Here is a 17,360-nt window from a genome sequence, read left to right as displayed (position 1 = left end):
AAAGGGTTCTTAACCAAAAAAACTTTAGGAAGTTTGGTAGAAATCCCTTGAAACTTATGCAATAACAATTTTCTTATGGCTCACGAAATATTCATGCCTGCCTTGAGTTCTACTATGACAGAGGGCAAGATTGTGGAATGGTTGAAAAATCCAGGAGATAAAGTTGAAAGAGGTGAATCTGTCTTGGTTGTTGAATCTGACAAGGCAGATATGGATGTTGAATCTTTTCAAGATGGATATCTTGCAGCTGTTTTAATGCCTGCTGGCAGCACTGCACCAGTAGGAGAGACTATCGGTCTTATTGTAGAAAATGAGGATGAGATAGCTTCTGTTCAAGAACAAAATAAAGGAAAACAACCCGAAGTTTCTAGTTCGGATCAACTTGAATTGGTAAGCAATAAAACGGAAGAAAAACCTGTAATTCAAAGTAAAATTGTTGAAAAACAAGAAAAAGAAGTCTTATTAATGAGTGAAAAGGCAGCCTCATCTTTTAATAGTGATCAAATAAATGCTGCTACGAGTAATGTTTCTTCGAGGGTGATTGCATCTCCAAGAGCTAAAAAACTTGCCTCTCAAATGGGCGTTGATTTAGCAAAGGTTCATGGATCCGGACCTCACGGAAGGATTCAAGCCGATGATATTTTAAAAGCTAATGGCCAACCAGTCTCTATACCATGGATAGGTGAAGGAGGTTCTCCTGCAAGTATACCTGGTGCAAATTTGGGAGTTGAAAGTAAGCCAGAAACTTCAGGAAATAGTTTTGGTAATCCCGGAGAAACAGTTCAATTTAATACTCTTCAGAAAGCGGTAAATAAAAATATGGAATCTAGTTTAGATATGCCATGTTTTAGGGTGGGTTATTCCATTAACACAGATAAATTAGATAATTTCTATAAAAAAGTAAAACAGAACGGAGTTACCATGACTGCTTTACTAGTAAAGGCAGTTGCAAAGACACTAAAGAAACATCCTCAAGTTAACTCAAGTTTTTCAGAGAATGGAATTTCTTATCCAGAAAATATAAATATTGCTGTTGCTGTTGCGATGGAAGATGGTGGACTAATAACTCCAGTTCTAAAAGAACCATGCAATACTGATTTATTTGAATTGTCTAGGGAATGGAAAGATCTCGTAAAAAGATCAAGATCAAAACAATTAGAACCTGATGAATACTCAACGGGAACCTTCACTTTATCTAACCTAGGGATGTTTGGAGTTGATAGATTTGACGCAATTCTTCCTCCAGGTACCGGTGCTATTTTAGCCATAGCATCATCGAAACCAACCGTTGTTGCTAATAGTGATGGTTCAATATCTGTTAAAAAAATAATGCAAGTAAATCTAACAGCTGATCATAGAGTGATCTATGGAGCTGATGGAGCTTCATTCTTAAAAGACTTGGCTTCCCTAATTGAAGATGAGCCAGAGACTCTTGTCTCCTAAATTTAATTGATTTCTCAAATTAATAATGAAGAAAGAGATTATAAGCTTGAAGCTTATGATTATTTACTTGATCCTTCATTAATTGCTAGTAAACCTTCTGCAATTAGGCATGAATCAAGATTGATGATAGTTAGAAATAGTTTTTTAGAAGTAGACTGTTTAACTAATAAATTTACCAAGAATCTTTTAGATGAATTTAGAGAAGGGGATCTTGTAATTGTAAATAATACTAAAGTTATGAAAGCTAGGTTAAAGGTTGAATTAGAAAATAAGACATTAGTCGAATTATTAGTTTTAGAAAGATCCCATGAATGTGTTTGGTTATGTTTGGCAAAGCCAGCAAAAAAGTTAAAAATAAATAGAAAATTAAAATTAAAATCTCCATTAGCACAAGATATTAATTTGATTGTTGATGGAGTTGATGAAGAAACTGGAGGGAGATATATTAAATTTCCGGAAAATACAACTTGTCTCAATTCAATGAATGAACTTCTTGATAAATACGGGGAAATCCCTCTTCCTCCTTATATAAAGAATTCCGAAGAAGAATCTTTTCATGAGAAAAGTTATCAAACTGAGTATGCAACAAATCCGGGGGCAGTTGCTGCACCAACAGCTGGTTTACACTTAAGCAAAAGTCTTATTTCCAATCTAAAAAAAAAAGGCGTAATAATCTTACCGATAACTTTGCATGTGGGTTATGGAACATTCAAACCAATTGATCAAGAAGATTTAAGTAACTTAAAACTTCACAAAGAATGGGTAAGTGTTAATAAGGAAGTAGTGGAGGAAATAAAAAGAATAAAGAAAACAGATAGAAAAATAATTGCTATTGGTACAACTAGCGTAAGAGCTCTTGAAAGTTGTTATTCGCACGAAATTAATGACTTTATTCCCATAGCTAAATACGTAGATTTAGTAATTAAGCCAGGTTATAAATTTAAGGTAGTTGATGGATTATTAACTAATTTTCATCTGCCTAAAAGTTCATTATTACTTTTAGTAAGTGCAATGATTGGTAGAGAAAGATTATTAAAACTGTATAAGAAAGCCATAAAAGAAAAATTTAGATTCTTCTCTTATGGCGATGCTATGTATATTTCACCAGATTCACTACTGGATAAAAAATAGATTTAGGCTTTGACTGGTTCTTGAATGATTCCGCTTGGAACTTCAGTAAACATAATTGATGATAAATACCTCTCCGCTAAATCAGGTAGAACAACTACAATTGTCTTCCCAGCATATTCATCTTGTTCAGCTAATCTAACAGCAGCAGCAGCGGCAGCCCCACAAGATATTCCTACTAATAGACCTTCCTCTTTAGCTAACCTAAGAGCCATCTCAATTGATTCGTCATTTGTTACTTGTTCGACCTTATCAACAATTGATAAGTCAAGGTTCTTAGGAATAAATCCTGCTCCAATTCCTTGGATTTTATGGGGTCCGGATTTAACCTCTTCTCCATTCATTGTCTGTGTAATAACAGGACTATGTGATGGTTCTACGGCTACAGAAGTAATATTCTTACCCTTCTCTTGCTTAATGTATCTTGAAACTCCTGTAATTGTGCCGCCAGTTCCAACCCCTGCAACTAGGACATCAATTTCACCATCGCAATCATCCCAGATTTCTGGTCCAGTAGTTTTGAAATGAATTTCAGGGTTTGCTGGATTATCAAATTGACCTGGCATGAAATATTGAGAAGGATTACTTTCTGCAATTTCTTTAGCCTTAGCTATTGCTCCAGGCATACCTTTAGATGCCTCTGTTAAAACGATTTCAGCACCCAACACTGCCATAACCCTTCTTCTTTCAATTGACATGGATTCTGGCATTGTAAGGATCAGTTTATAACCTCTTGCTGAAGCAGTGAAAGCTAGAGCAATTCCTGTATTTCCAGAAGTTGGCTCAACAATAGTTTTGTCTTTTGTAAGTTTCCCACTTTTCTCGGCATCCCAGATCATGTTTGCGCCAATCCTACATTTGACACTATAAGCGGGGTTTCTACCTTCAATTTTTGCAAGTACTGTAGCTTTCGCGTTTTTAGTAACTGATTTTAATTTTACTAATGGAGTGTTTCCAATAGCAAAACTGTTGTCCTCATAAATTTTTGCCATTTATATATTGAGAAAATATATATTAATACTAACTATTATTCAGAAAAAGAGTATATAAGTTTCTATACGGTAAATACTAGGAATTTAGAAATTATTTAGTGCTTCAGAAAAGGTTTTCCATAATTGATCTTGGTCTTCTAATCCAACTGATACTCTAATAAGGTGCGAGGGTATACCAAAACTTTTAGCCCAATCCAACTCGTCATAATGAGCTAGTAAAACATAAGGACAAACTAGAGTAAATTTTGTACCTAAACTAGGTCCTTTAGATACTTTTAGAGAATCATAAAATTTTTTAGCTTTGTTCAATCCTCCATTTAATTCAAACGATAATAAGCAGCCGTATCCCCCATTAGAAGTAAGTAAAGAATTAAAATTTGGACAATTTTCAGGATGGAAAATATTTTTAATCTCGCTATGAGTCTCTAATCTTTTTTTTAATTCTAAACATGCTTTATTTTGTTCAAAAACTCTTTGATTTACATCTCTACTAACTTTCTCTAGATAAACTATATCTCCATCGGAAAGTATTGGAATATTAATCTCGTTTAATGCATTTCTAAACTGATCAATCCATTTACTTTTTGGATTTAGTATTAATGATCCGGCAAGAATATCACCACTACCTGAAAAAATTTTTGTAAGTGAAGTAAAAACTATATCTGCATGTTCTATGGAATTTATATTTAAATTCGAACCAATTGTATCGTCAACAATTAACGGAATATTTAGCTTTTTTGCAATTTTTGAAATTTTTTTAATGTTTACACATTTGAGCATTGGATTACTTGGAAGTTCAATAATTAATGCTGATGGATTTATTCTTTTGATTTCTAATTCAATATCCTGGCAATTTTCTTCTGTAATTAACTTTGCTCCGTGAAAGATTTTCATTGGTAATTTAAGTACATCTACATATGGAAAACCAACTTGGAGTGTTGGTTTAGCTGGAAATAATTTATATATGATTTCTAACGATGTATGCAATGCAGACATTCCAGATGAAGTTAAGTGAATATCATTAGAGTCAATTTTTGTAGATTTAGAAATTCTATTTTTTATTCTTTGAGAACATTCATTTACGTAAGATTTTGGAGGGCAATTTTCAAGACCTAGTTCTATAGCGGCAGCTCTTGAAGATAGACCAAGACCAGTATGTTGCCAAAAATATTTTGCATATATACTTCCTTCTTTTTCAGTTATTAAGAAAGCTAAATTATTTCTTTTTTCTATTAACGAGAATTGTTCAGAAGTATTTCTATCAATGTATTTTTTAGCTTTAAAAGCTATTCTTTCATTCGGATATGGCCAGATACTTTTATTGTTGTAGTAATTTTGTTTTTTTACTTTTTCGCATAATCTTTTCACTATGGGGTTTAGCCCGAATCGTGGGTAAATGGACTTCAATAAATTCATACATTCTTGATCTTTTTCCTCGTAATTTATTACATCATTCCAAGTTGGTAATGCTACAGAAACAGCATGAATACTATCAGGAATTGCATATCCCAACTCTAAATTTTTCCATATAGGTTTTTTAAGTAAATCTCTCAATTTTCAGAATTTATTTAAAGCAAATAAAATGTCCGGGATTAAATCGTTTGTATCTTCACATCCAATTGATAATCTGACAAGAGCATCATCTATCCCTAGTAGATTTTTTGTTTTGTCATCAACAGAAGCATGAGTCATCGTTGCAGGGTGACAAATTAAACTTTCAACTCCTCCAAGGCTTTCTGCTAGAGAAAAATATTTGAGAGATTTGCAAAATTTAAAAGTATCCTCTTTATTTAAATTTAATTTTAGGGTGATCATTGAACCTCCAGATTTCATTTGCGATTTTGCTAAATTAAATTGGGGATGTTCTTGATTAAAAGGGTAAATTACTTTACTAATAATTTTATGATTACCTAATTCTTCAGAAATAAATTCTGCACTTTTAGTTTGTTGTTCGATTCTTAAAGGAAGAGTTTTTACTCCTCTCGTAATGAGCCAACTATCAAAAGGAGATGGTTGAAGCCCGAGAGCTTTTTGGGAGAAAAGCATCTTATTATTCCATTCCTCATTATTTGTAAGTACTGCTCCGCCAAGTGCGTCACTATGTCCATTAATGAATTTTGTCGTGCTTACAACCGATAGTGTTGCACCAAGGTCCAATGGTTTTTGAATAAGCGCTGTAGAAAATGTGTTGTCTACAACTACTGGTATTTCGAGTTTATTCGCTTCATCACAAATCGCCTTAATATCGAGTATTTTCAAAAGTGGATTAGTTGGACTTTCTAGCCATATCAAGGTTGGCTCGAAGTTTGAAATCTTTTTGACATTATTTTCGTTTGTAAAATCTGTGTATAAAACTTCTAGTCCAAATTTCTTGAAAACTTTTTCGAACATCCTCACTGTACAACCATAGAGATTTGACTCGCAGAGTATTTTGTCACCTGATTTCAGTGTTGATGAAATTGCAGTTATCGCGCTAATTCCAGATCCAAAAACTGTACAGTATTTAGAATCTTCTATTGATTTAAGGATGTTTTCTAGAATTCTAAAGTTTGGATTGCCTGATCTGGTGTAGTCGAAATTATCTTTATTTCCATGTTTGAAAGTAGATGTAGAAAAAATAGGAGGCATAACGCATCCAGTTTCTTCAGCAAATGTTTCCCCATGGTGAATAGATAAGGTCTTAAAACCTGGCTTTTTTATATTATTTTCCTTATTTCCCATTATTTTTAAAAATAAGAATTAAATTAAATCTCTCTTTTGAAAAATGAGAGATTTAATAATCCAAAGAAAAGTAGTATTAAACTTTTCTTGAATAATATTCAACAACTAGTAGTTCGTTTATTTCAAGAGCCACCCACTCTCTATCGCATTTCCCATTTATTTTTCCCGTTAATTTAGGCTTGTCTAAATCAAGATGAGGTGGGACATTTGCTAAGCCAGGGAATTCTATATTACCTTCTACAAGTTTTTTGCTTGCTTTGTTTTCTTTAATTCCGATTACATCGCCTGATTTGCATTGATAACCAGCAATATCAAGAACCTTTCCATTAACGGTTACATGGCCATGGTTTACTAACTGTCTTGAGCCTGGAATGGTACCTCCAAAACCCAATCTAAAACAAACATTATCAAGTCTGTTTTCTAAAAGTCTTAGTAGGTTAGTACCTGTAGACCCTTCTTGAGCTCTAGCTTTTTTCACATAACGTACTAGTTGTTTTTCAGAAACTCCATAATTAAACCTAAGTTTCTGCTTTTCTTCTAGACGAATTGCATATTCTGATCGCTTGCGACGGGCTTGGCCGTGCTGACCTGGAGGATTAGACTTCTTTGAAGCTTTCCTAGTGAGACCTGGTAGTTCTCCCAAGCGACGCGTAACCCTTAATCTGGGGCCGCGGTATCTTGACATAATTTTAAATTAAATAAAAAATTGCAATAAATTGGATAATTGATTAAATTCAATTAAACTAATTACTACTTGAAATATTATTTTACATCATTAAAGTGTTCAAAACTATTAATAAATCAATTACTTCTATACTTCTTTTTATGATTTCGTTTTATCAAAAGTGGTTTTCTCCTTTTTTTGGACCAAGATGCAGATTTATTCCAAGTTGCAGCTCTTATGGATATGAGGCAATTACTAGACATGGTCCTTGGAAGGGAGGGTGGTTAACTTTAAAAAGATTAAGCAGATGTCATCCTTTAACTCCCTGTGGATGTGACCCTGTGCCTGACTAAATGAATGAAAATATTTATTTTTGTTAGGCAGGGATGTTGCCTTTGTGATTCATTAAAAAACAAACTGGCAAAAATAAATCTTAATGAGTTTTTTCCTAATCTAGAGGAGCTTAAAGAAATTGATATTGATAGGGTCGATTTATATAAAGATAAATATAAAAAATATGATTATGAAGTACCTGTTATTGCTGTTGAAAGAATTAGGTCCGAGGAGATCATAGAATTGCCTCGCATTTCTCCAAGATTAAAAGATGATCAATTAAAGAATTGGTTTCAAAAAAATATTAGTACCATTCTGGAGAAATAATTTTTTTATATGAGATCTATAAAATTACATAAACTTTTAGATTTGGTAGGAATTATTCCTTCATCAAATCTTATCGATCAAGAAATTAATAATATTTCTTTTAACTCTAAAGAAGTACAAAAAGGAACTTTATTTTTAGGAATGCCTGGTGTAAATGTTGATGGAGGAAAATTTTGTATTGAGGCAATTGAAAATGGCGCAGAGGCTGCCATTATTGGGCCTGCTGCAAAACAGAAAATTGGATCTATTGATCGAAAAAGGATTTTGGTTATAGAGGATAATTTAGATTATATTTTTGGTCAAATAGTCGCTGAGTTTTGGAATAGGCCTTCAAGAAAACTTAAACTTATTGGTGTTACGGGTACAAATGGAAAAACGACGATTACTTTTTTATTGGAATATCTTTTAAAAAAATTAGGAAAAAAAACTGCATTGTTTGGGACCTTATTCAATAGATGGCCCGGTTTCTCTGAAGTAGCTTCTCATACAACTGATTTCGCTGATAAAATTCAAAATAAATTAAATGCTGCTCTTGAGGCAGAATCTGAATTCGCGATATTAGAGGTAAGTTCTCATTCTATTGCTCAAAACAGGATATCAGGATGCGAATTTGAGGCGGCTATTTTTACTAATTTAACTCAAGATCATCTTGATTATCACCAAGATATGGAATCATATTTTCAAACAAAAAGAAAATTATTTTTCCCACCTTACTTAAAAGAAAAAGATGGGATTTGTGTATTAAATCATGATGACCATTGGATATCTAAATTATCATCTGATCTTAAAAAAAGATCTTTATTAGTCTCTACAAAGATTACTGAAAGTGAATTTGAAAATGATGATTTTTTTTTCGTAACAGATAAAAAATTTACTGAAAGTGGTTCCACTTGTATTTTTCATACACCTAGGGAAAAAATTCAACTTTTTGTTCCACTTGTTGGTGAATTTAATTTAATGAATGCGATTCAAGCAATAACAATTTTGTATAAACTGAATTTTTCTTTAAAAGATTTATCAAAGTTAATACAATCTTTCCCTGGTGCTCCTGGGAGAATGGAGAAAATACAAATTGATGATAATGACGTTTCAAGATCTCTTCCAACAGTAATTGTTGATTATGCCCACACTCCTGATGGATTAAAAAAAGTTTTGCAATCAATTAAAAAACTTTGTGAAGGGAAACTAATAACTGTTTTTGGCTGTGGCGGAGATCGTGATCGTAGTAAAAGGCCTTTGATGGGATCAATAGCTGAAGAGTTGTCTGATCAACTTTTTATAACCTCAGATAATCCAAGATCAGAAGAACCCCAAAAGATAGTAAATGATATTTTGATGGGTATAAAAAAAAGAGAAAAAATAACAATTGAAATTGATAGATTTAAAGCAATAAATGAATCTATTAAATTTGCCAATAAAAAAGATATTGTTTTAATTGCAGGAAAAGGACATGAAGACTACCAAATTCTCAATGATAAAGTTATTTATTTTGATGATAAAAAAATAGCTTATAAATTATTAAAAGAAAAAAATAAATCTCAATAAAATTTCCTTATTAAATAAGAAAGATTTTTACGCAAATCACAAGAAAAGTTTCTTAGAATCAATATAGTTATTTTTAATAAAATGAAAGGCTTAGCCTTAGTTGTAGGCGCAGGTGGAATTGGAACACAACTAGCTAAAGATCTGAATGAAAGTGAAAAAGATTTAGAGGTTGTTTTGTGTGGAAGAAAAAGTGAATTTAACCCTTTTTGGGAATTAGATATAGAGGATTCTCAATCCCTTTTGCAGTTGAAAAATAAAATATCAAATCATCCTTCAAAATTAAGGCTAGTTGTTAATGCTACAGGTAGACTTCATAGTGATTCTCTTCAACCAGAAAAAAGATTACAACATCTTGATAAAAAAAATATGATGGAAAGCTTTTCAATAAATGCCTTTTCTCCTATTTTATTAGCTAAAGCGATTGAAGAATTCATACCAAAAGATTTTGATTTTAATTTTGCAAGTATAAGTGCAAGAGTTGGTAGCATTGGAGATAATCAAACTGGAGGTTGGTATTCATATAGAGCTGCAAAATCTGCGCAAAATCAGTTTTTTAAATCTTTAAGTATTGAATGGGCTAGACGTTTCCCAAAGGCTGCTATCACATTGCTTCATCCAGGAACAGTAGATACTGATTTATCTAGACCTTTTCATAAATTTGTTCCAGAACATAAATTATTTAGTAAAGAAAAATCCTCCCAATTCTTGATCAATATTATTAAAAATCAATCACCAGAATCTACAGGAAAATTTATTGCATGGGACAACTCGGAGATACCTTGGTAAACTAAATTTTTTTTATATCAATAGATCTTTAAGTCAATATTTTTTTTATTTCTCTAGCAAGTAAATCAATCTCAGCTTCTGTAGTCATTTGATGTACGCATGCTCTGAACCATTTTGGATCTTCTAAAACTCTAATCCAAATTTTCTTTTCTCCAAGTTTCTTTACATATTTATCCTTATCTTTAATATTTTCGATATTAAAACTAACAATCCCATTTAAATATTTTTTTTCTAAAACTAATTCAACACCCTTTGATTGATTTAATTCATCCCAAAGTTTTCCACTTAATTTTTTGATATTTTTGTTTTTTTCTTTTTCATGGCAGTCTTTATCCAAAAGATCTAAAGAATTCCGAAGCCCAGCAAGTAAAGGAATACAAGAGGTGGCTATTTCAAATTTCCTTGCATCATCATGAAAAAGATTATCTGAAGGCTCATAAATGCCTTGTTCTTTTTTTAATGATTTCCAACCAATTATTGTTGGATCTGTTTCACGAATAAATCTATCTGAGACATAAATGGCTCCAAGTCCTTCTGGTCCACATGCCCATTTGTGAGAAGTTATTGAATATAAATCAGAATAAAAAACTTCTTTTTCAATATTTATGTGCCCAAAGGTTTGAGCACCATCAACAAGTAAATAAGAGTTTTCTCGATTATTTTTTAATTCGATAGAAATTTCTTTTAAAGGAATTTTATATCCAAAGTTCCATAAGATATGAGAAATAATTAGAATCTTAGTCTTACTATTTAGATTTTTCAAAATCTCTAGAATTATATTTTCGTCGTTTAGATTTTTAATTTTTTGGATTGGCAAAATTTTGAATATTAATTTATTTCTTCTGCAAAATTCTCGACTTGCAGCCACTACTCCAGGATGTTCACAGTCACTTATTAACAACTCTTCTCCCTCTTTTACTTTTATTCCCCAAAAGGGCAAAATCATACCGGAAGAGATATTTTCGGTAAAAGCTAGATTCTTTGAATTGACACCTAATTTTTGCGCAATGATTCTTTTTGTGGTCAATATTTCTTTGTAAATAAAAGGCCACATATCATTGGTAAATGGTCCTAAATCTTGGATAATCTCCCAAGTTTTAACTATTGCTTCTAGAGAAGATTTTGGTAATGGTCCCTGACCGCCATAGTTGAAATAATACTTATTTTTTAATGCGGGTATTTGATCTCTTAGATTATTTCTCATGGAAATTTATATTATATTTTCAACTCTTGAATTTTTTAAATATTGCCCACTAAAGTTACTGTCCTAAATTCAATATCCTCAATTACTTTCCAAGGTTCAGCACTCCTTTCTACAAATTTTAAATTTTTAAATCCTAGTTCTTTAAAATCACTTATAAACTCTGGCTCATACCATGCTCCACTAATACATCCTGTCCATAAATCATGGTCATTTTGCAATCTTAAAGGAACTTTTTTGTTAGAGACGATATCGCTAATTGCAATTCTTCCATTATCGTTTAAAACTCTTTTTATGTTATTTAGAAGGTTATTTCTAGATTCTGGACTTACCAAGTTTAAAACGCAATTACTTAAAATAATATCAACTGATTTATCTGCGATTAATGGATTTAAATCTTTATCTAATTCATCAAGTTTTTCAATTGAACCTTCAAGAAATTCTGTATTGTTGAAACCTATATTTTTTGTAACTTCTTTAGATGCTGATCTTGATAAAGAAAGCATGTCAGGATTCTGATCAACTCCAATAACTTTCCCTTCTTTCCCAACAATTTGGGCACAAATGAAGGCATTTTTGCCGCTACCACTTCCAAGATCTAAGACTATATCATTTTTTTGAACATATTTTGTTGGATCACCACACCCATAGTCTCTTTCTATAACCTCTTGAGGAATTACTTCTAGTAAAACGGGATCAAACCCAACTGGTGTACAAAGACAACTTTCTTTTTCTTGTGCCGCTGAGCCATATCTTTCTTGAATCGCATCTTTATGATCGAATTGATTAGGTGCTTTATTCGATGATTTTGTATTACAGCAACTTTCAGACATATTTTTTAAAGGACTCTTGATAAATATAGCCAAAAAAAAAGCCCCTATAAAGGGGCTTTTAATTTGTTTAATTAAATTATTTAGTGTAGTTAACACCTCTGTAATTTAATTCTGCTTTTTCATTACTTGAAGAAGCGTCATCCATTCTGTTGGTGTATACGTTTCTTCTGTAGGTAAGTTCAACAAGTTGCTTTTTAGCAGCTTCTTTGTTTTGAACGTAGTTTTTACCTCTGTAAGTTAAAGTAGTCATGTTTCGATGTGACAACACGGCCATCCCCCGTTCCATGGTATGACTCGAACTGCGCCCTCAAATGAGGGTGAACGAAAAAGTAGCAATCGCTACCAAATAATTATAAGCGTATTTTTGACGGCATGTCTAGCTTTTACAAATAGAAACGAAGATTTAATGTTTTTTTAATTATTATCTTAGGTAAATTTTTTTATAAATAGTCTCTAAAAAGGTTTATGTTTATATTTGGTTTAATCTTCATGTAACTATTTATTTATGACAGGTTTTTTATATTTCTTGGGAAATACTTTAAGGTGGCCAGTGTTAAAGCCAAAAGAATTTTTTTCACTACATGCTTATTTTTCAATTATTTATTTGATAACTTTTACTTTGAGTAAATATGATGTAAGCCAATCAAATTTAGTTTTTACTTTAGGAATTCTTGCACCACTTTTAATCGCTATTGGTCAAGGACTTCCAATTGATTGCCTTGATATGGAATCATCTTTGTTGAAGGAATTAAAAACTAAATAATATATATTTCAGTTGAAAATTTTTATAAAACTTGGACAACTTCGCTTATCTCAGGGATCATTTCTTTTAACTTTCTTTCAATCCCCATTTTGAGAGTCATAGTGCTACTTGGGCAACTACCACATGCTCCTTGAAGTCTGACTTTGACAATTGGACCATCTATTTCTGCAATCTCTACATTACCTCCATCAGAAATTAAAAAAGGTCTTAGCTCGTCAAGGACTTTTTCTACATTTTCGTTTGTCAGCGAGAGTGTTTCAGTACTCATAATTTTGGATTAACTTTATAATAAGCCTAGAAAGGAATCTGATTAATTGCAAAAAAGATAATTTTCTGTTGTGACTTCATCTAAAAATCCCACTAATGACAATAGCTACTTTGATGCAGTCTTAGTAGGAGCAGGGATAATGAGTAGTACTTTAGCCCTTCTAATTTCAGAAGTTTTACCAGATATAAAATTTCTTATTATAGAAAAATTAAATGCTTCAGGAAGTGAAAGTACTGGCGCTTTTAATAATGCAGGTACAGGACATGCCGCTAATTGCGAATTAAACTACACCCCTTTAGATGAAAAAGGAAATCTAAAAATAGATAAAGCGCTCTCAATAAATCGTTCTTTTGAAACATCCATGTCTTTATGGGCCTCATTGTATGAAGCCGGGAAAATTGATATTAAGAAGTTTCTAAAATTTATTCCTCATATTAGCTTTGTTTCTGGTCAGGATAATATTTCTTTTTTAAAAAAAAGATTTCAGAAAATGACCGAAAATCCTGAATTTATCGATATGGAATTTTCTACATCTTTTGATGAAATTTCATCATGGGCTCCTCTAATAACAAAAGATAGAAATCCATCTACTCAAATTGCTGCTACCAGAATAGGTAGAGGAACTGATATTAATTTTGAGGCTTTAACTAAAGAGTATTTGTCATTAGTTTCCTTAAACAAAAATGTTGAAATTAGATACAAAACAGAATTAGTAGATTTAAAGAAAATTGATAAAAAACAATGGGAACTAGAAATCAGTTCTGAAGGTAGAAAAACTTCAATTAGAACTGGCTACGTGTTTCTTGGTGCTGGTGGAAAAACAATTAATTATTTACAAAAATCAAAAATTCTAGAAGCAAAAAGTTATGGTGGATTTCCTGTTAGTGGGAAATGGCTTATTTGCGAGAAAAAAGATCTAACAGAAAAACATAACTCAAAAGTTTATGGTAAAGCTGATATTGGATCGCCACCAATGTCAGTGCCTCATTTAGACACCAGATGGATTGATAATAAAAAACTTCTTTTATATGGACCTTTTGCTGGATTCACAACGAAATTTCTAAAACAAAGTTCATACTTTGACTTATTTAGTTCAATTAAAAAGAATAATATTTTTTCTATGTTAGACGTTGGTTTCAAGAACAACGATTTAATTAATTACCTAATATCACAATCATTAAAGAACCATAACTCAAGAGTTGAGAATTTAAAGAATATGATGCCATCAGCTAATCCTTCTGATTGGTATTTAAAGAATGCTGGTCAAAGAGTCCAAATAATTAAAAAAACTGAAGGTGGCGGTTCTTTGAAATTTGGAACTGAGATTGTAAATTCTTCTGATGGATCATTATCTGCTTTGTTGGGAGCCTCTCCGGGAGCAAGTACTGCGGTTTCAATTATGGTTGAGGTTCTAGAAAAATCTGTTTTATTTTTAAATAATAAGCATAATCTTCAGAAAAAAATAAATGACTTAATTTATCCAGAACTATCAGTCTCTGAAAATTACAGTACCTTCATAAAAGAAATTAAAAAAAGAAATAATTCCATTTTTGGTTTCCATCCATAATTCTAATTAGCTAGTATTAATCAAGATGTAATAAGAGGAGAATTTTTCTTTCTATATGACTGATATATCGGTTTCAAAAATTAGAAATTTCTGCATAATCGCTCATATTGACCATGGTAAATCTACCCTTGCAGATAGGTTGCTTCAAGATACTGGTACTGTGCAGCAAAGGGATATGCAAGAACAATTTTTGGACAGTATGGATCTTGAAAGAGAGAGAGGAATTACTATCAAGTTACAGGCCGCTAGGATGAAATATAAAGCTGACGATTCCCAAGAATATGTTTTGAACTTAATAGATACTCCAGGGCATGTTGATTTCTCTTATGAGGTTAGTAGATCTCTTCAAGCTTGTGAAGGCGCTTTACTCGTTGTTGATGCAAGTCAAGGAGTAGAAGCTCAAACCTTAGCTAATGTTTATCTTGCCTTAGAAAATAATCTTGAAATTATTCCGGTCTTAAATAAAGTTGATTTGCCAGGTGCTGATGCTGAAAAAATAAAACAAGAAATAGAGGAAATTATTGGACTTGATACATCTAATGCAATAAATTGTTCAGCAAAAACTGGAGTTGGTATTAAAGATATTTTGGAAGCAATCGTAAGAAGAGTACCTCCTCCTCAAGAGGAAATTAAACTACCTACAAAGGCACTCATTTTCGATTCTTATTATGATCCTTATAGGGGAGTTATTGTTTATTTCAGGGTGATATCTGGGTCTCTTAATAAGAGAGAAAAGATATTATTAATGGCGAGTAAAAAAAATTATGAACTGGATGAGATAGGAATAATGGCCCCTGATCAGCAGCAAGTTGATGAATTACATGCAGGAGAAGTTGGTTATTTAGCTGCGTCTATAAAATCAGTTGCTGATGCGAGAGTGGGAGATACGATTACTCTTTTAAATTCACCTGCTAAAGATCCTTTGCCTGGTTATAAGACAGCAAATCCTATGGTTTTTTGTGGCTTGTTCCCGACTGATGCTGATCAATTCCCAGATTTAAGAGTATCTCTTGAAAAATTACAATTATCTGATGCAGCTTTAAAATATGAGCCCGAAACCAGTAGCGCAATGGGCTTCGGATTTAGGTGCGGATTCCTAGGACTTCTTCATATGGAGATTGTTCAAGAAAGATTAGAAAGAGAATATGACTTGGATCTAATCGTAACGGCACCATCAGTTATTTATAAAGTTAATTTAAATCAGCAGGAACATATCTTTATTGATAATCCTTCTACAATTCCAGATCCACAACTTAGAGAATCAATAGAAGAGCCTTATGTGAAAATGGAAATTTATGCACCCAATGAATTTAATGGAACATTAATGGGTTTATGTCAGGAAAGAAGGGGAGTATTTATAGATATGAAATACATAACAACAGATCGAGTTACCTTGATTTATGAAATTCCATTAGCAGAAGTTGTTACAGATTTCTTTGATCAAATGAAAAGTAGAACCCAAGGTTATGCATCAATGGAATATCATTTGATTGGCTATAGAAAAAATGACCTTGTTAGATTAGATGTTCTAATAAATTCAGAAAGAGCAGATCCATTAACTTCTATTGTTCATAAAGATAAGGCTTATGGAATTGGCAGAAGTTTAGTTGAGAAATTAAAAGAACTTATTCCAAAACAACAATTTAAAATACCTATTCAAGCATCAATCGGTAGCAGGATTATTGCAAGTGAAAGCATAAGTGCTTTGCGAAAAGATGTTTTATCTAAATGTTATGGAGGGGATATTTCTAGGAAAAAGAAACTTTTAAAGAAACAAGCCAAAGGTAAAAAGAGGATGAAGGCAATGGGTAAAGTTGAAGTTCCTCAAGAAGCTTTTATGGCAGTCTTGAAATTAAACCAGTAATTTCCTTTAATTTAAAATTTACAGCTATTTATTTTTAAAAGAATTGGGTATATTTCATTTATATCTTTAAAAAAAGATTTTGGATATTAACTCATTTAATCGTGTCGGCGCAAATATCAGAAAAGCTGGATTTTTAATTGTACTTTTTTATCTTCTTGTTGTTTTAATAATGAAATTTTTAGAGGCTAATAATTTTTTTGGCTATTCATTTTCAATGTTAAGCAATGATATCTTTGCCCCTCCTTCTCTTAATCATTTTTGTGGCACAGATAGATTAGGAAGAGACGTTTGCTTAAGAACTTTGCAAGGATCATCATTAGCTATAGAAGTTGTATTCTTAGCTATTCTTTTTTCATTAAGTTTGGGTTTGCCATTGGGATTATTAAGTGGATATTTTGGTGGTTTTTTTGATAAATGTTTATCACTAATAATGGATACTATTTTTTCAATACCTGTAATTTTGCTTTCAGTTGTTGTGGCTTTTGTATTGGGTAAGGGTATCCTTAACGCGGCTTTTGCATTGTGTATTGTTTACTCTCCTCAATATTTTAGATTAATCAGAAATCAGACAATATTGGTTAAATCCGAAACTTATGTAGAGGCAGCTCAAGTTGCAGGAGCTGATGTTAAAAAAATTATTTTTAAATATATTCTCCCAAATGTAATAACACCATTGCCTATTCTGCTTACGCTAAATGCTGCAGATGCTGTTTTGGTATTAGGAAGTTTAGGATTCTTAGGCCTTGGCGTTCCTGCAGATGTCCCAGAGTGGGGGAGTGATTTAAATCTGGCTCTTGCCGCTTTACCAACAGGTATCTGGTGGACGGCTTTGTTCCCAGGTTTGGCAATGTTTTTTTTAGTTTTAGGTCTTTCTTTTATAGGAGAGGACCTTGAAGAAATTTTTGATAGTAAAAATTCTGAATAA

Annotated in this window: 18 protein-coding genes; 10 read left to right on the top strand and 8 right to left on the bottom strand. The window is 32.2% G+C overall.

The genetic code is table 11. The features are described 5' to 3' along the window. Positions 1-75 precede the first annotated feature (75 nt). Both BS621_RS02690 and queA read left to right on the top strand, forming a co-directional pair. Positions 76-1,443, top strand: coding sequence for a dihydrolipoamide acetyltransferase family protein (locus BS621_RS02690; protein WP_077141735.1), 1,368 nt, complete (start codon positions 76-78; stop codon positions 1,441-1,443). A 6-nt stretch (positions 1,444-1,449) separates the two neighbouring features. Then, positions 1,450-2,574: a tRNA preQ1(34) S-adenosylmethionine ribosyltransferase-isomerase QueA gene (queA, locus tag BS621_RS02685; protein ID WP_077141734.1), complete on the top strand. Its 1,125-nt coding sequence runs from the start codon at positions 1,450-1,452 to the stop codon at positions 2,572-2,574. 2 nt (positions 2,575-2,576) lie between these two features. Here queA and cysK read toward each other — a convergent pair whose 3' ends face one another. From cysK to rpsD, 4 genes are all read right to left on the bottom strand, one after another. Then, complete coding sequence (gene cysK, locus BS621_RS02680; protein ID WP_002805805.1) at positions 2,577-3,563, bottom strand: cysteine synthase A; 987 nt, start codon at positions 3,561-3,563, stop codon at positions 2,577-2,579. Positions 3,564-3,647: 84 nt separating this feature from the next. Then, positions 3,648-5,117, bottom strand: a complete 1,470-nt coding sequence (locus BS621_RS02675) for a PLP-dependent transferase (protein WP_077141733.1) — start codon at positions 5,115-5,117, stop codon at positions 3,648-3,650. Between the two features lie 3 nt (positions 5,118-5,120). Further along, complete coding sequence (locus tag BS621_RS02670; RefSeq protein ID WP_077141732.1) at positions 5,121-6,284, bottom strand: trans-sulfuration enzyme family protein; 1,164 nt, start codon at positions 6,282-6,284, stop codon at positions 5,121-5,123. Positions 6,285-6,360: 76 nt separating this feature from the next. Beyond that, complete coding sequence (rpsD, locus tag BS621_RS02665) at positions 6,361-6,969, bottom strand: 30S ribosomal protein S4 (RefSeq protein ID WP_011817920.1); 609 nt, start codon at positions 6,967-6,969, stop codon at positions 6,361-6,363. Between the two features lie 95 nt (positions 6,970-7,064). Between rpsD and yidD the strand changes: the two genes are divergently transcribed. From yidD to BS621_RS02645, 4 genes are all read left to right on the top strand, one after another. After that, positions 7,065-7,301, top strand: coding sequence for a membrane protein insertion efficiency factor YidD (yidD, locus tag BS621_RS02660; protein WP_025922190.1), 237 nt, complete (start codon positions 7,065-7,067; stop codon positions 7,299-7,301). A gap of 4 nt (positions 7,302-7,305) precedes the next feature. Next, on the top strand, positions 7,306-7,608 hold the full coding sequence (locus BS621_RS02655; RefSeq protein WP_077141731.1) for a glutaredoxin family protein: 303 nt from the start codon (positions 7,306-7,308) through the stop codon (positions 7,606-7,608). Positions 7,609-7,617: 9 nt separating this feature from the next. Next, positions 7,618-9,153, top strand: coding sequence for a UDP-N-acetylmuramoyl-L-alanyl-D-glutamate--2,6-diaminopimelate ligase (locus BS621_RS02650; RefSeq protein ID WP_077141730.1), 1,536 nt, complete (start codon positions 7,618-7,620; stop codon positions 9,151-9,153). Positions 9,154-9,234: 81 nt separating this feature from the next. Further along, positions 9,235-9,939 (top strand): SDR family NAD(P)-dependent oxidoreductase, encoded by a 705-nt coding sequence (locus BS621_RS02645; RefSeq protein ID WP_077141729.1) that lies wholly within the window; start codon positions 9,235-9,237, stop codon positions 9,937-9,939. Positions 9,940-9,967: 28 nt separating this feature from the next. Here the strand turns inward: BS621_RS02645 and BS621_RS02640 are convergent, their stop codons facing one another. The 3 genes from BS621_RS02640 to BS621_RS02630 all read right to left on the bottom strand — a co-directional run bounded on the left by BS621_RS02640 (position 9,968) and on the right by BS621_RS02630 (position 12,223). Continuing rightward, entirely contained in the window at positions 9,968-11,143 is a 1,176-nt protein-coding gene (locus BS621_RS02640; RefSeq protein ID WP_077141728.1) for an aminotransferase class V-fold PLP-dependent enzyme, read from the bottom strand. A 35-nt stretch (positions 11,144-11,178) separates the two neighbouring features. Next, positions 11,179-11,973, bottom strand: a complete 795-nt coding sequence (locus tag BS621_RS02635; protein WP_077142645.1) for a methyltransferase domain-containing protein — start codon at positions 11,971-11,973, stop codon at positions 11,179-11,181. Positions 11,974-12,049: 76 nt separating this feature from the next. Beyond that, positions 12,050-12,223 carry a DUF4278 domain-containing protein gene (locus BS621_RS02630; RefSeq protein WP_071813219.1) on the bottom strand — a complete coding sequence of 58 codons (174 nt, stop codon included), beginning with the start codon at positions 12,221-12,223 and terminating at the stop codon, positions 12,050-12,052. 255 nt (positions 12,224-12,478) lie between these two features. Between BS621_RS02630 and BS621_RS02625 the strand changes: the two genes are divergently transcribed. After that, complete coding sequence (locus BS621_RS02625) at positions 12,479-12,736, top strand: hypothetical protein (RefSeq protein WP_011375974.1); 258 nt, start codon at positions 12,479-12,481, stop codon at positions 12,734-12,736. A gap of 22 nt (positions 12,737-12,758) precedes the next feature. On the opposite strand, the gene BS621_RS02620 is transcribed toward BS621_RS02625, so the two are convergent. Continuing rightward, on the bottom strand, positions 12,759-13,004 hold the full coding sequence (locus BS621_RS02620; RefSeq protein WP_002805305.1) for a NifU family protein: 246 nt from the start codon (positions 13,002-13,004) through the stop codon (positions 12,759-12,761). A gap of 70 nt (positions 13,005-13,074) precedes the next feature. Here BS621_RS02620 and BS621_RS02615 point away from each other — a divergent pair, with 70 nt between their 5' ends. From BS621_RS02615 to BS621_RS02605, 3 genes are all read left to right on the top strand, one after another. Continuing rightward, positions 13,075-14,571, top strand: coding sequence for a malate:quinone oxidoreductase (locus tag BS621_RS02615; protein ID WP_077141727.1), 1,497 nt, complete (start codon positions 13,075-13,077; stop codon positions 14,569-14,571). A gap of 55 nt (positions 14,572-14,626) precedes the next feature. Further along, positions 14,627-16,435 (top strand): translation elongation factor 4, encoded by a 1,809-nt coding sequence (gene lepA, locus BS621_RS02610; protein WP_077141726.1) that lies wholly within the window; start codon positions 14,627-14,629, stop codon positions 16,433-16,435. A gap of 169 nt (positions 16,436-16,604) precedes the next feature. Next, positions 16,605-17,360 carry an ABC transporter permease gene (locus BS621_RS02605; protein WP_077142644.1) on the top strand — a complete coding sequence of 252 codons (756 nt, stop codon included), beginning with the start codon at positions 16,605-16,607 and terminating at the stop codon, positions 17,358-17,360.

It is taken from the genome of Prochlorococcus sp. RS04, assembly GCF_001989455.1.
Classification (GTDB): Bacteria; Cyanobacteriota; Cyanobacteriia; order PCC-6307; family Cyanobiaceae; genus Prochlorococcus_A.
Note: the sequence above shows the minus strand (reverse complement) of the source record. Positions and strands in the feature narration are given on the sequence as shown.

What these genes read in the sequence shown, in the direction of transcription:
- BS621_RS02670 (WP_077141732.1), bottom strand. Translation starts at nt 6,284, where the DNA reads ATGGGAAATAAGGAAAATAATATAAAAAAGCCAGGTTTTAAGACCTTA.
- BS621_RS02605 (WP_077142644.1), top strand. Translation starts at nt 16,605, where the DNA reads ATGAAATTTTTAGAGGCTAATAATTTTTTTGGCTATTCATTTTCAATG.
- BS621_RS02630 (WP_071813219.1), bottom strand. Translation starts at nt 12,223, where the DNA reads ATGACTACTTTAACTTACAGAGGTAAAAACTACGTTCAAAACAAAGAA.
- BS621_RS02620 (WP_002805305.1), bottom strand. Translation starts at nt 13,004, where the DNA reads ATGAGTACTGAAACACTCTCGCTGACAAACGAAAATGTAGAAAAAGTC.
- BS621_RS02655 (WP_077141731.1), top strand. Translation starts at nt 7,306, where the DNA reads ATGAAAATATTTATTTTTGTTAGGCAGGGATGTTGCCTTTGTGATTCA.
- BS621_RS02650 (WP_077141730.1), top strand. Translation starts at nt 7,618, where the DNA reads ATGAGATCTATAAAATTACATAAACTTTTAGATTTGGTAGGAATTATT.
- lepA (WP_077141726.1), top strand. Translation starts at nt 14,627, where the DNA reads ATGACTGATATATCGGTTTCAAAAATTAGAAATTTCTGCATAATCGCT.
- rpsD (WP_011817920.1), bottom strand. Translation starts at nt 6,969, where the DNA reads ATGTCAAGATACCGCGGCCCCAGATTAAGGGTTACGCGTCGCTTGGGA.
- BS621_RS02635 (WP_077142645.1), bottom strand. Translation starts at nt 11,973, where the DNA reads ATGTCTGAAAGTTGCTGTAATACAAAATCATCGAATAAAGCACCTAAT.
- BS621_RS02625 (WP_011375974.1), top strand. Translation starts at nt 12,479, where the DNA reads ATGACAGGTTTTTTATATTTCTTGGGAAATACTTTAAGGTGGCCAGTG.
- BS621_RS02690 (WP_077141735.1), top strand. Translation starts at nt 76, where the DNA reads ATGGCTCACGAAATATTCATGCCTGCCTTGAGTTCTACTATGACAGAG.
- BS621_RS02640 (WP_077141728.1), bottom strand. Translation starts at nt 11,143, where the DNA reads ATGAGAAATAATCTAAGAGATCAAATACCCGCATTAAAAAATAAGTAT.
- cysK (WP_002805805.1), bottom strand. Translation starts at nt 3,563, where the DNA reads ATGGCAAAAATTTATGAGGACAACAGTTTTGCTATTGGAAACACTCCA.
- BS621_RS02645 (WP_077141729.1), top strand. Translation starts at nt 9,235, where the DNA reads ATGAAAGGCTTAGCCTTAGTTGTAGGCGCAGGTGGAATTGGAACACAA.